The following is a 14201-nucleotide window of genomic DNA, read 5'->3' as shown; positions in this document are numbered from 1 at the left end:
TGCGATGCCTATCAGCAAGTGTTCAACGGCAGGATTGAGGAGGATGTGATGAGCCAAAGTGTGACCCCCACAGAGTGGCTGCATCAGCTACTGGATATCATGGTCGAACAGCAGGCGTCTGATTTGCTGGTATCCGTCGGTGCGCCGCCCAGCCTGAAAACACCAGATGGCCTGATGCCGCTTGGCCAACAGGGGCTGAATGAACATCAGGTTCGTGAGTTGGTGATGCATACTCTTCCTGAAGGTCTGCGCGCGCGTTTTCAGCAGGAGCATGAAGCCAATTTTGCGCTAAGTATTGGGGGGAAAGGCCGATTCAGGGTCAGTGCCTTCCAGCAGCGCAATCAGTTGGCGATGGTGGTGCGACGTATCAGCCATGAGATTCCTAAACTTGAGCAGCTGGGAATGCCTGCGATGCTGGCCTCTCTGGCTCAGGAGAAACGCGGCCTGGTGCTGGTGGTGGGCGGTACCGGTACGGGCAAGTCGACCACTCTGGCCTCAATGATCCAGCAGCGTAATGAAACGCTTGGCGGTCATATCATCAGCGTTGAAGATCCGATCGAGTATCTTCATCCGCACAAGCGGGCGATTATCAATCAGCGCGAAGTCGGGATCGATACCGAGTCTTTCGAGGTCGCCTTGAAGAATACTTTGCGTCAGGCGCCTGATGTGATTCTGATTGGTGAAATCCGCACCCGCGAAACCATGGAGCATGCGCTGACGTTCGCCGAGACAGGCCATTTGTGTCTGGCGACCCTGCACGCCAACAATGCCAACCAGGCATTGGATCGGATCATTCATTTCTTCCCTCACGAACGTCATGAGCAGATTTGGATGGATCTGTCGCTCAACCTGAAGGCGGTGGTGGCCCAGCAGTTACTGCCTAATAAAGCCGCTGGCCGTTCGGCTGCTGTGGAAATCATGCTGCGTTCGCCACGCATTGCCGATCTGATCAGTAAAGGTGAGGTGGGCGAGATCAAGACTGCCATGTCGAAATCCCGTGATGATGGTATGCAGACGTTTGATCAGGCACTTTTTGATCTTTTTAATGCGGGTAAGGTCAGTGCCGATGTTGCGCTGGCGCATGCTGATTCTGCCAATGATCTACGCATGATGATGAAGTTCGGTGGCGCCGATGACACATCGGCCACTGGGTTGGAAAACAGGGTGCCCAGTGGCTTGGCGTTACGCGATGAAGATGATTACTGAATAAGGTGGATGCGAGGTAGTTCAGGGCGCGTAGATACCGCCGAGTACCCGAGTGCCTGCAGCGCCTGTCACGCTGGGCAGGTTACCTGGGAGTTGATGTAAACGCCGGTAGGCTAACCACGCAAAAGCCCCAGCCTCAATCCAGTCTGCTGGCCAGCCCCAGTTATCTGGCGTCATCAGAGTGGCCTGAGGAAGGCGCTCGGCAATACGCTTGCACAGATCACTATTACGCGCGCCGCCCCCTGCAATAATCAGCTTGAACGGCTGATGCTGGGCAAGTTGCTGAATGCCCTCGGCAACGCTTCTGGCCGTCAGTTCTGCCAGGGTGGCTTGTACGTCCTGAGCCACCTCTTGGCCGCTAAGGTAGCCTTCCAGCCAGGGTAAATGAAACAGCTCACGCCCGGTGCTCCGTGGTGGTGGCTGGTGAAAGAAAGGCTCACTCAACAGGCGTTCCAGTAACGATAGGTCGACGGCGCCGCCCCCTGCCCATTGGCCGTCACGGTCAAACAGCGCATCAATATGATGACGCTGATACCAGGCATCCAGAAGCACATTGGCCGGGCCGGTGTCGAACCCCAGCGGCGTGCCATTTCCAGCAGGCAGCCAGGTGATATTGGCAAAGCCGCCCAGATTCAATACCCCGTGTGGCTGGCGCTCATCTTGAAATAACGCCTGATGAAACGCTGGTGCCAGAGGGGCTGCCTGCCCGCCAGCGGCCAAATCGCGGCGACGAAAATCTGCCACGACAGTACATCCCGTCAGTTCGGCCAGCAGGCTTGGGTTATCCAGCTGCAGGGTGTAGGCCGGGCCGGCATGGTGGCCGCCTGGCGCATGTTCAATGGTCTGGCCGTGGCTGCCTATCGCACAGATAGCGTCAGCATCAAGCTGCGCATCCATTAATAAGCCTTTGACCGCTGCGGCCTGCAGCTCACTAAAAGCCTGCTCTGCAGACGCCAGCTGTGAAAACAGGGCACGGTCACTATGGCATAGCATTAACAGCTGCTCGCGCAGCGCGGCAGGAATGGCAAGAGCATGGGTAGCCACTAGACGGGGGAGGGTATTGGGCGCGATTTCAATTAATGCGGCATCAATACTGTCAAGGCTGGTGCCTGACATTAAGCCAATATAGCGCTGCGGCAAGCCTTGCTGTAAAGATTGCTGTGATGAAAGGTGCATGGAGGCATCTCTGTGATTCAGTCAAGTGGCTACGAGTTACGAGCTACGAAACGGTGTTAATGCCAGTTGCCAGTAAATTGCTGGGTGATCCCTTTGCAAAAGCTCAACCCCGTAGAATGATCATGGTAACATCGCACATTATTGATCATTCTAGCGCCCTGTATTGGGTGGTTCGAGTCTAACGGAGAGAAGAGGCAATGAGTGAGGTGGATCAGGCGCTGGCGTTACTGTCGCGCGGTACGCATGAAATTCTGGTTGAAGATGAACTGAAGCAAAAGCTCGCTTCGGGTCGCAAGTTGCGCATCAAAGCCGGATTCGACCCCACCGCGCCTGATCTGCACCTGGGGCACAGTGTTTTGCTGACCAAGATGCGCCAGTTTCAGGATCTTGGCCATACGGTTATTTTTTTGATCGGCGATTTCACCGGGCGTATTGGTGACCCCACGGGTAAGAACGTCACGCGCAAGCCGCTAACCGAAGCAGACGTAAAAGCTAATGCTGAAACCTACAAGGAACAGGTCTTCAAGATCCTTGACCCCGAAAAAACCGAAGTGCGCTTCAATGCTGAGTGGTTTGGTGAGCTAAGTGCCGCCAAGATGATTGAGCTGGCTGCGCAGAGTACGGTGGCGCGTATGCTTGAACGCGATGATTTTGAGAAGCGCTATCGGGCTAATCAGTCAATTGCCATTCATGAATTTCTCTATCCGCTCGTTCAGGGCTACGATTCCGTTGCCCTGGAAGCTGATGTGGAGCTCGGCGGAACCGATCAGAAATTCAACCTGCTGATGGGGCGGGAAATACAAAAGCACTTTGGCCAGGAGCCGCAGGTCGTTATCACCATGCCGCTGCTTGAAGGGCTGGACGGCGTGCAGAAAATGTCAAAGTCGCTGGGTAACTATGTGGGAGTTGATGAAGCGCCAGGCTCCATGTTCAACAAGCTGGTGTCGATGCCTGATAGTTTGATGTGGCGATATTTTGAGCTGCTCTCTCTAAAATCCAATGAAGAAATTGACGCACTCAAGCAGAGCGCTGAACAGGGTGCGAATCCGCGTGATATCAAAATGGAACTGGCACGTGAGTTGATTGCCCGTTATCACGGTGATGAGGCGGCGGCTAACGCGCACAAATCTGCGGGCAATCAGTTGGCGGATGGTGAGCTGCCAGAAGACTTGCCTGAAGTCGCAGTGGATTTTGAAGGGGGCGAGCAAGCACCTATTGCGGCCGTACTTAATCGCTCCGGCCTGACCAAGAACAGTGCCCAGGCCAAAGACATGCTGAAAAATGGCAGCGTCAAAGTCGACGGCGACGTCGTTGCCCAGGATACGATGTTGGCAACGGGGCAGGTCTATGTTATTCAGGCCGGTAAGAAGCGTTACGCCCGTGTGACGCTTGCTTAAAACATTTTTTCAAATAGCCCTTGCATCCCCGCCGGTAAATCCGTAAAGTACGCATCCGCTGCCGGGGACGCACAGCGTTACCAGCGGTACTTATTCGTAAGTTCGGAGGTGAAAACCTTCGGTTTGTCAGAGGGTTAGAGAAAACGTCGGCGAGAAGTTGCCGCGTTAACTTTCCTCGCTGAAATCGATCGCAACACGGTATCGAAATCAGCAGTTGACAAACACACAGGAATGCGTAGAATACGCCTTCCTCGCTGAGGCAAGTCATTCAGGTCACCGAATGACAAAGGTTAATAACCGTCTCGCGAACAGCTCTTTAAAAATTTGATCAGGTAATTCATGTGGGCGCTTGCCGATGAGGGTGATAAATCACCAACTATCAAGGCAAGCGGTCATGAGAACGACAGTTTTTAAACGTAAGTTTTTAAACAATAGTTGAATGAATTCGTTTGAACCTTGAGCCAAGTTTGATGCGCTTTTGTCACCTTTGGGTGACAAGTAAGCATCACAATGATTTTAAACTGAAGAGTTTGATCATGGCTCAGATTGAACGCTGGCGGCAGGCCTAACACATGCAAGTCGAGCGGTAACAGGGGTAGCTTGCTACCCGCTGACGAGCGGCGGACGGGTGAGTAATGCATAGGAATTTACCCGATAGTGGGGGATAACCTGGGGAAACCCAGGCTAATACCGCATACGTCCTACGGGAGAAAGGGGGCTTTGGCTCCCGCTATCGGATGAGCCTATGCCGGATTAGCTGGTTGGTGAGGTAATGGCTCACCAAGGCGACGATCCGTAGCTGGTCTGAGAGGATGATCAGCCACATCGGGACTGAGACACGGCCCGAACTCCTACGGGAGGCAGCAGTGGGGAATATTGGACAATGGGCGCAAGCCTGATCCAGCCATGCCGCGTGTGTGAAGAAGGCCCTCGGGTTGTAAAGCACTTTCAGCGAGGAAGAACGCCTGGCGGTTAATACCCGCCAGGAAAGACATCACTCGCAGAAGAAGCACCGGCTAACTCCGTGCCAGCAGCCGCGGTAATACGGAGGGTGCAAGCGTTAATCGGAATTACTGGGCGTAAAGCGCGCGTAGGTGGCTTGATAAGCCGGTTGTGAAAGCCCCGGGCTCAACCTGGGAACGGCATCCGGAACTGTCAGGCTAGAGTGCAGGAGAGGAAGGTAGAATTCCCGGTGTAGCGGTGAAATGCGTAGAGATCGGGAGGAATACCAGTGGCGAAGGCGGCCTTCTGGACTGACACTGACACTGAGGTGCGAAAGCGTGGGTAGCAAACAGGATTAGATACCCTGGTAGTCCACGCCGTAAACGATGTCGACCAGCCGTTGGGTGCCTAGCGCACTTTGTGGCGAAGTTAACGCGATAAGTCGACCGCCTGGGGAGTACGGCCGCAAGGTTAAAACTCAAATGAATTGACGGGGGCCCGCACAAGCGGTGGAGCATGTGGTTTAATTCGATGCAACGCGAAGAACCTTACCTACTCTTGACATCCTGCGAACTGGTGAGAGATCACTGGGTGCCTTCGGGAACGCAGAGACAGGTGCTGCATGGCTGTCGTCAGCTCGTGTTGTGAAATGTTGGGTTAAGTCCCGTAACGAGCGCAACCCTTGTCCTTATTTGCCAGCACGTAATGGTGGGAACTCTAAGGAGACTGCCGGTGACAAACCGGAGGAAGGTGGGGACGACGTCAAGTCATCATGGCCCTTACGAGTAGGGCTACACACGTGCTACAATGGCCGGTACAAAGGGCGGCGAACTCGCGAGAGTCAGCGAATCCCTTAAAGCCGGTCTCAGTCCGGATCGGAGTCTGCAACTCGACTCCGTGAAGTCGGAATCGCTAGTAATCGTGAATCAGAATGTCACGGTGAATACGTTCCCGGGCCTTGTACACACCGCCCGTCACACCATGGGAGTGGACTGCACCAGAAGTGGTTAGCCTAACGCAAGAGGGCGATCACCACGGTGTGGTTCATGACTGGGGTGAAGTCGTAACAAGGTAGCCGTAGGGGAACCTGCGGCTGGATCACCTCCTTAAACGATGCATCATCCCTCGCGGTAAGCGCTCACAATGAATTACCTGATCAGATAAACGCTGACATTGCGCAGTGATAAACGAACACACGCCTCTGGCAACAGATGCGCTTGGAAGAAAACGTCTTCCTTATCGGTTCTTTTATCACTGCGCATAGCAGTCGCTCTTTAACAAGATATATCAAGCTGATAAACCTTTTGAAAGGTCAGTGATTCATCACGTTTTACGTGGTGAGACCCTGCCTGAAAAAAGGTGTACGTAGTAAATTGTTGTGTGATACGTCTCAAGCGTATCCGGCAATCGTTATCATTGCGCGACCAGACTCCTTCGGGTTATAGGGTCAAGCAATGAAGCGCACACGGTGGATGCCTAGGCAGCCAGAGGCGATGAAAGACGTGGAAGCCTGCGATAAGGCTCGGCGAGGTGGCAAACAACCTGTGACCCGGGCATTTCTGAATGGGGAAACCCACTCATCACAAGATGAGTATCTTACGCTGAATACATAGGCGTAAGAGGCGAACCAGGGGAACTGAAACATCTAAGTACCCTGAGGAAAAGAAATCAACCGAGATTCCCCTAGTAGCGGCGAGCGAACGGGGACCAGCCCTTAAGCATGTGACTGATTAGGCGAATGCGCTGGGAAGCGCGGCCATAGTGGGTGATAGCCCCGTAGTCGAAAATCTGATCATGTGAAATCGAGTAGGTCGGGGCACGAGAAACCTTGACTGAAGACGGGGGGACCATCCTCCAAGGCTAAATACTCCTGGCTGACCGATAGTGAACCAGTACCGTGAGGGAAAGGCGAAAAGAACCCCGGAGAGGGGAGTGAAATAGACCCTGAAACCGTGTGCGTACAAGCAGTCGGAGCGGACTTGTTCCGTGACGGCGTACCTTTTGTATAATGGGTCAGCGACTTATATTCTGTGGCGAGGTTAACCGATTAGGGGAGCCGTAGCGAAAGCGAGTCTTAACTGGGCGATGCAGTCGCAGGATATAGACCCGAAACCGAGCGATCTATCCATGAGCAGGGTGAAGATTGAGTAACATCAATTGGAGGCCCGAACCAGGATCTGTTGAAAAAGATTTGGATGACTTGTGGATCGGAGTGAAAGGCTAATCAAGCTCGGAGATAGCTGGTTCTCCTCGAAAGCTATTTAGGTAGCGCCTCATGTAGCACCACCGGGGGTAGAGCACTGTTTCGGCTAGGGGGTCATCCCGACTTACCAACCCGAGGCAAACTCCGAATACCGGTGAGTGACGCGTGGGAGACACACAGCGGGTGCTAACGTCCGTTGTGAAAAGGGAAACAACCCAGACCGTCAGCTAAGGTCCCGAAATCCTGATTAAGTGGGAAACGATGTGGGAAGGCTCAGACAGCTAGGAGGTTGGCTTAGAAGCAGCCATCCTTTAAAGAAAGCGTAATAGCTCACTAGTCGAGTCGGCCTGCGCGGAAGATGTAACGGGGCTAAATCAGGTACCGAAGCTACGGGTTCATCCTCTGGATGAGCGGTAGAGGAGCGTCGTGTAAGCCAATGAAGGGGAATTGAGAAGTTCGCTGGAGGTATCACGAGTGCGAATGCTGACATGAGTAACGATAAAGGGCGTGAAAAACGCCCTCGCCGGAAGACCAAGGGTTTCTGTTCGACGCTAATCGGAGCAGAGTGAGTCGGCCCCTAAGGCGAGGCCGAAAGGCGTAGTCGATGGGAAACGGGTCAATATTCCCGTACCGGACATGATTGCGATGGGGGGACGGAGAAGGCTAGGTGAGCCAGGCGTTGGTTGTCCTGGTGAAAGCAAGTAGGCCGAGTGCTCAGGTAAATCCGGGCGCTTAAAGCCGAGATGCGAAACGAACTGACCACGGTCAGGAAGTCACTGATGCCACGCTTCCAGGAAAAGCCTCTAAGCTTCAGATCATGTGCGACCGTACCCCAAACCGACACAGGTGGTCAGGGTGAGAATCCCAAGGCGCTTGAGAGAACTCGGGTGAAGGAACTAGGCAAAATGGTGCCGTAACTTCGGGAGAAGGCACGCCGGCGTAGGGTGACGAGACTTGCTCTCCAAGCCCGAACCGGTCGAAGATACCAGGTGGCTGCAACTGTTTAGTAAAAACACAGCACTCTGCCAAGTCGCAAGACGACGTATAGGGTGTGACGCCTGCCCGGTGCCGGAAGGTTAAGTGATGGTGTTATCCTCGGAGAAGCTCTTGATCGAAGCCCCGGTAAACGGCGGCCGTAACTATAACGGTCCTAAGGTAGCGAAATTCCTTGTCGGGTAAGTTCCGACCTGCACGAATGGCGTAATGATGGCCACGCTGTCTCCACCCGAGACTCAGTGAAATTGAAATCGCCGTGAAGATGCGGTGTACCCGCGGCTAGACGGAAAGACCCCGTGAACCTTTACTATAGCTTCACACTGGACGCTGATGTTGCCTGTGTAGGATAGCTGGGAGGCTTTGAACCTCGGACGCCAGTTCGAGCGGAGCCACCCTTGAAATACCAGCCTGGCATCATTGGCGTTCTCACTCAGGTCCGTTATCCGGATCGAGGACAGTGTGTGGTGGGTAGTTTGACTGGGGCGGTCTCCTCCCAAAGCGTAACGGAGGAGCACGAAGGTACCCTCAGCACGGTCGGACATCGTGCAATGAGTGCAAGAGCATAAGGGTGCTTGACTGCGAGACAGACACGTCGAGCAGGTGCGAAAGCAGGTTCTAGTGATCCGGTGGTTCTGTATGGAAGGGCCATCGCTCAACGGATAAAAGGTACTCCGGGGATAACAGGCTGATACCGCCCAAGAGTTCACATCGACGGCGGTGTTTGGCACCTCGATGTCGGCTCATCACATCCTGGGGCTGAAGTCGGTCCCAAGGGTATGGCTGTTCGCCATTTAAAGTGGTACGCGAGCTGGGTTTAGAACGTCGTGAGACAGTTCGGTCCCTATCTGCCGTGGGCGTAGGATGTTTGAGAAGGGCTGCTCCTAGTACGAGAGGACCGGAGTGGACGCACCTCTGGTGTTCCGGTTGTCACGCCAGTGGCATCGCCGGGTAGCTAAGTGCGGACGGGATAACCGCTGAAAGCATCTAAGCGGGAAGCCCCCTTCAAGATGAGACATCCCTGAGGCCTAGAGCCTCCTGAAGGGCCCAGCGAGACCAGCTGGTTGATAGGCACGGTGTGGAAGCGCTGCAAGGCGTTGAGCTAACGTGTACTAATGGCCCGTGAGGCTTGACCCTATAACACCCAAGGGGTCTGGTTGCAGTGATAACGACGCGCGAAAGCGCACCGGATACGCAGAGACGATCACCGACATTACGCAGCGGCCATTGAACGCCGTTGAATCAGCTTGTTATATCACCTGTTACGCCTGACGACCATAGCGAGTGGGAACCACCTGATCCCTTGCCGAACTCAGCAGTGAAACCGCTTAGCGCCGATGGTAGTGTGGGGTCTCCCCATGCGAGAGTAGGTCATCGTCAGGCACCTATATAGAAACGCCCCATGCACACCGTGTATGGGGCGTTTTGCTGTGCGTGTGTTAAAAAAACCTTGCCCTCCGGCAGAAGGCTTTGCTTTTCTGTTCACGATTCACGATTCACGATTCACGATTCACGATTCACGATTCACGATTCACTTGTAAAAACATACCATGCCCAGAGTGTGTTGCTGTGCGGAGCGTGTATAGCCAGGGTTGCAATTGTTTTCAGTCTGCACTGTGTAAATACCCTAGGATAAGCCCTTATCTAAAGCTGTCATCAATCATGCCAGTCATGCATTTTTAAAATATGAGGGGCTTATGCAGATCAAATCCACTGTCAGTCGATTGCTAGGTACTATCAGTGGTCCTGTCAAAAATCATGCTCAACATTACACAGCACAGGGTGCTGACCGCCCAGAGGGCGTGTCGTGTGCATCGATTATGGTGGTTGAGGACGATGTGCTCAATCAGGTAATCGCACGCAAGATTTTGACTAGTTTAGGTTATACAGTCATTGTGGCCAACAATGGGCAAGAGGGTATCGACAAGCTGGCATCAGCACATATAGACCTGATATTGATGGATATGCAGATGCCCATCATGGATGGGCCTGAAACTACTCGACGTCTCCGTGCACAGGGTTACAGCTTGCCGATACTAGGCTTTACTGCAAGTACATCTGCAAATGATCATCAGCGTTGTCTTGAGGCTGGTATGCAGGACGTGTTGACGAAACCCATGCAGGTTATGGCCCTGACAGAAGCACTTTCTCGATTCCTTGTGAATCGCAAACAGCAATAACTGAAAAACCACACAGGATAGAAATGCAGCGCACTACTGCTGCAGACACTGACACCGCCAGATATTGAACTGTTCAACAGGCATGGGTTTGGCAATGCCATAGCCTTGAAGAATATCGCACCCAAGGCGATGCAGAGCTTCGATATGTGCCTTTGTTTCAACGCCTTCTGCGACAACAGTCTTATTAAAACGCTTTGCCAGATAAATGACACTCTCGACGATGGCCAGGTCGTCGGCGTTTTCCAGCATGTCGATGACAAAACTGCGGTCAATCTTGACAATATCAGCAGGCAAGCCTTTAAGGTACGTTAATGATGAGTAACCCGTCCCAAAGTCATCCAGTGCCACCCGCACGCCACGCGCCTGGCAGGCTTTCATTACATCAGTGGCAATATTGAGTTCTTCAATAGCCGCTGATTCAAGCACCTCTACATGCAACCGGTTCATGTCCACGTCCGGATAGTAGCGCAAGGCGTTATCCAACATGGCGATCAAGGTTTTATTCGCCAGTGTCTGGGGGGTCAGGTTGATGCTGAGGGTGAGCTCTGGCGCTTCTAACCGCCACAGATCAAGCAACTTGAATGCCTGCATGACGACCCATTCATCGATATCATGTTCAAGAATGGAGTTGACGATATAGGGCAGAAAATCATCGGGCATACGCCGCCCTTCAGGGTGGTGCCAGCGAATCAGAGCTTCCACGCCCACCAGTTCAAGGGTTCTGGCATCTACCTGAGGTTGCAATTCAAGCACAAATTCATCGTGTTGCAGTCCATGAGCAATGTCTTTACGTAGTCGCTGGGCTGACTTGAGTTCCTGTTCATGGTCAGTGTTAAAGATAATATAGCGGTTTCCGCCTTCCTCCTTGGCACGGTACATGGCCTGATCGGCATGACGCAGAAGGGTGTCTGGATCGGCGTTATCATCCGGGTAGAAGGTTACTCCCATGCTACCCGTGATCGTTAGCAGGTTCCCAGTCGGCAACGACTGAACGGTGACAATATCTGACAACAGTCTATCCAGGCGGTCGAGCAGGTGCGGGCTATGGATGAGGATTAAACCAAATTCATCGCCACTCATACGTGCGACGGTTTCACCTTTATTCAGCTGATCAGAGAGTCTGTCACTTATTTCAATCAGAAGGGCATCACCGGCCTCCGAGCCGAGCACTTGATTGATGCTGTTAAAGCGATCCAGGTCAATCACCGCAATCGCAAGCCCCTGGTGGTCGTTACTTTGACGAATCGCTTCATGCATCAGCTGCATCAAGTGCATGCGATTGGGCAGATGTGTCAAAGGGTCGAAGTGGCTGATGCGATACAGCTCTTTATCGTGTTGCTTGATGCGCCGTAAATCAGTAAATACAACGACTTGATGGCTGATAGCGCCTAAGGTGTTACGGACAATTGAAATCGACAGGTATTGAGGTAAAAGCTCCCCATCTTTACGCTTGTTAAGTACTTCACCTTCCCAATAATCGTGATGGTTCTGAGCATCACAAAGGCTTTGATTGAGCGCTGGAAGATGCCCTTCCGCGGTCAGGAAAGCTGTGTTCTTACCCAATATTTCCTGGCGGCTGTAACCTGTTTCCGTCTCAAATACAGGGTTGACGTCGAGAATACAATTCTCGGCATCGGTAATCATGATGGCGTTATGACTGGAGTCAAATACCCGAGCGGCCATTTCCAGACGCTCCCGAGAACGCTGTTGCTCATTGCGCAAGGTGAGCGTTGTGATTAGCTGTCCAATTCTTTGCTGCAAGGGGGCAAGCTCATGGGCAAATTCTTTATCGTATCCCCGCTTACGGTTCGCTAGCCCGACTACGGCCAGGATATCGCCGTAATCGTCGAATACTGGCAGTCCAATAAAGCAATCGAGGTTCGGGTGGCCTTCAGGAAGGTTGCCCGAGCGGCGCCAGTCATTATCAGGCGCATTGGAAATAATGGTTGTCTTGTCAAGAATGACGCGACCAAACAGCGACTTTAACTGCGTAAACTCCATACCCTGAGGAGCGGTTGCCTTGAAGCTTTCAAACTCGGCCTTGTCCCATGAAATATCGGTCAATGCATGCATTTTTAAATAAGGTGTAGTGCTGTCCTGACGATAGCAAACCTCACCGATAAAACCGGCTTCACTTTCAGTGGCAACCAGCAGTTTTTCCAGTGCGTGTTTGAAGGTATCGCTTGTCTGGTTGTCACGGATAAACTCTTCCTGTAGCTCGCTTATAAGCTGCTCAAGTCTGGCATGGCGAGCCAGGCGAGCTTCTTTATCCTTCAACGATGTGATATTTCGAACAGTACCCGCAAGGTGTGTCACCTGACCATTGGTTTCGACAGCGGTAGCGGTGACGTTGACCCACGCAGGCGGCATATGATCCGGGCGCTTCAACTTCAGCTGGACTGAAAATGGCTGGCCGGTGGCGACGGCTGTTGAAAGCTTTTTTTCAAGTTTTTGTTGTGATTCAGATTCATAGCGGCTTTCCCTTGGGATCTTTTTGCCGCGAAGTACCTCATCAGTATCGAACAAACGAAACAAGGTATCGCTCCACCAGCTGGCGTTAGAGCCAACATCCAGTTCCCAAAGGCCCACATCTGATTTATCAACAATATCGAGCAGACGTTGTAAGCGTAATACTTCTAAGTGCTCGATAACGCGATGAGCAAAAAGGTTGAGTTCCTGAAGTTTGTCAGCAGAAAAATCTCTTGGTTGCGAGTCAATAATGCACAAGGTGCCCAGTTTCAAACCGTCAGGGGTTATCAGCGCCGCACCGGCGTAATACCTGACATAGGGTGGCCCGGTGACGAGCGGATTTTCGCAAAAGCGCGAATCCTTACGAGTATCCTTGATTTCTAAAATCGACTTCTCTTCAAGGATGGCATGGGCACAGAAGGAAATATTGCGCGGCGTCTGGGTCTCGGAAAGACCGAAACGGCTTTTGAACCATTGACTCTCTTGATCGACAAATGACACCAGCACGATAGGCACATTAAAAAAACTGGCAACCAATTGTGTAATGGCATCCAGGGCAGAATCGTTTTGTTTGTCATGCAGGCTATAGCGCCATAGCTCTTCCAAGCGTTTCATTTCATTGACAGGCAGTTCAGTATGCTTCACGGGAGTCCCCTAATAACATGGTCGTACGGGTCAGTTCCGGTCAGCCGGTTCTGCACATGATGGGGCGAGTCTGTCAGACCTCCATTCTTTTGCCCCTTGAATTCTCCTGCCCTTCTGATAGACGCTTCCGTTATCACTTTATTGCAAAAAACGATATTGATGGTGCTCTCGATTATCTTGAATTATTGCTAATAAAAAAATAGGGCCCGCATGTTACGCCATATGCAGGTCAATAAGACAATTAAGATATAATCAATACGTAACAAAAAGTACTAATACGATTAAGCTGTTTGCAACCAGCTAATACATGATATAAATCTTTTACAGGTAGTTATTTCAGTTTTTATACTGTATATGTTTTAAGCTTGAATGTTTCTACACCGTTTGTCTATAGAGAGAGATTATCCAATGGGGTTGCTTACGGGTCATCAGATAAGCATTGGTCGATCAAATCGCCATTTGTCTACTGTGTTTGGGGTGGTGTTGATACTGCTGTTCGCAAGCAGCAGTGTTCAGGCAGCTGACTGGCAAGCACATGAGATGCGCCGCTTGCATTCCAGTGAGACCGTCAATCTTGAAGTATTAATTGATGACCGTCCTGTGTTAATGGTGAATACCGCCAGTCGCTGCGGTTTCACTGACCAGTTTGAAGGGCTGGAAGCGCTTCATCAGCGCTACGGCCCCAAAGGGTTGGCCGTTGTTGGTTTCTCATCTAATGACTTTAATCAGGAAATTGACGAAGAAGGCGCCGCTGATGTCTGTTTCGTCAACTTTGGAGTGACCTTTGATATGCTGGCACCTGTGCATGTGCGAGGCGAAAACGCTCATCCTGTGTTTGCGGAACTGGCACGTCAATCTGAAGCGCCACGCTGGAATTTCACCAAATATCTGGTCTCGTCAGAGGGTGAGGTGGTGGCGCACTTTCCCTCCAACGTACGCCCGGAATCAGGCGCGATGCGCCGTGCGATTGAGGTAACATTACAATAAAGT

Annotated in this window: 6 protein-coding genes and 3 rRNA genes; 7 read left to right on the top strand and 2 right to left on the bottom strand. The window is 52.2% G+C overall.

What is annotated here, in order from left to right; genetic code table 11:
- Positions 1 to 48: 48 nt before the first annotated feature.
- A complete protein-coding gene (locus OR573_13715) occupies positions 49 to 1206 on the top strand; it encodes a PilT/PilU family type 4a pilus ATPase (protein ID XGA79538.1) in 1158 nt (385 codons plus the stop codon).
- 21 nt (positions 1207 to 1227) lie between these two features.
- On the opposite strand, the gene OR573_13710 is transcribed toward OR573_13715, so the two are convergent.
- Entirely contained in the window at positions 1228 to 2382 is a 1155-nt protein-coding gene (locus tag OR573_13710; protein ID XGA79537.1) for an anhydro-N-acetylmuramic acid kinase, read from the bottom strand.
- A 197-nt stretch (positions 2383 to 2579) separates the two neighbouring features.
- Between OR573_13710 and tyrS the strand changes: the two genes are divergently transcribed.
- The 5 genes from tyrS (at position 2580) to OR573_13685 (ending at position 10097) form a co-directional block, all read left to right on the top strand.
- Complete coding sequence (tyrS, locus tag OR573_13705) at positions 2580 to 3779, top strand: tyrosine--tRNA ligase (GenBank protein XGA79536.1); 1200 nt, start codon at positions 2580 to 2582, stop codon at positions 3777 to 3779.
- Positions 3780 to 4297: 518 nt separating this feature from the next.
- Positions 4298 to 5830: ribosomal RNA gene (locus OR573_13700) — 16S ribosomal RNA — on the top strand.
- Positions 5831 to 6166: 336 nt separating this feature from the next.
- Positions 6167 to 9054, top strand: a 23S ribosomal RNA gene (locus tag OR573_13695).
- Positions 9055 to 9184: 130 nt separating this feature from the next.
- Positions 9185 to 9300, top strand: a 5S ribosomal RNA gene (gene rrf / locus OR573_13690).
- Together the 16S, 23S and 5S rRNA genes form the textbook arrangement of a ribosomal RNA operon.
- A gap of 314 nt (positions 9301 to 9614) precedes the next feature.
- Positions 9615 to 10097 carry a response regulator gene (locus OR573_13685; protein XGA79535.1) on the top strand — a complete coding sequence of 161 codons (483 nt, stop codon included), beginning with the start codon at positions 9615 to 9617 and terminating at the stop codon, positions 10095 to 10097.
- 33 nt (positions 10098 to 10130) lie between these two features.
- Here OR573_13685 and OR573_13680 read toward each other — a convergent pair whose 3' ends face one another.
- The gene (locus tag OR573_13680) at positions 10131 to 13211 is read right to left on the bottom strand and encodes an EAL domain-containing protein (GenBank protein XGA79534.1); all 3081 of its coding nucleotides are present in this window, start codon (positions 13209 to 13211) and stop codon (positions 10131 to 10133) included.
- A gap of 468 nt (positions 13212 to 13679) precedes the next feature.
- Here OR573_13680 and OR573_13675 point away from each other — a divergent pair, with 468 nt between their 5' ends.
- Positions 13680 to 14198, top strand: a complete 519-nt coding sequence (locus OR573_13675; protein ID XGA81751.1) for a glutathione peroxidase — start codon at positions 13680 to 13682, stop codon at positions 14196 to 14198.
- The last annotated feature ends 3 nt before the right edge of the window (positions 14199 to 14201 follow it).

The sequence above is a fragment of the Halomonas sp. CH40 genome (genome assembly GCA_041875495.1).
GTDB lineage: Bacteria > Pseudomonadota > Gammaproteobacteria > Pseudomonadales > Halomonadaceae > Vreelandella.
This window is presented reverse-complemented; position numbering and strand designations above follow the sequence as displayed.

Excerpts from the sequence above, each read along its gene's own strand:
- OR573_13715 (XGA79538.1), top strand. The coding sequence starts at position 49 with ATGAGCCAAAGTGTGACCCCCACAGAGTGGCTGCATCAGCTACTGGAT.
- OR573_13710 (XGA79537.1), bottom strand. The coding sequence starts at position 2,382 with ATGCACCTTTCATCACAGCAATCTTTACAGCAAGGCTTGCCGCAGCGC.
- tyrS (XGA79536.1), top strand. The coding sequence starts at position 2,580 with ATGAGTGAGGTGGATCAGGCGCTGGCGTTACTGTCGCGCGGTACGCAT.
- OR573_13685 (XGA79535.1), top strand. The coding sequence starts at position 9,615 with ATGCAGATCAAATCCACTGTCAGTCGATTGCTAGGTACTATCAGTGGT.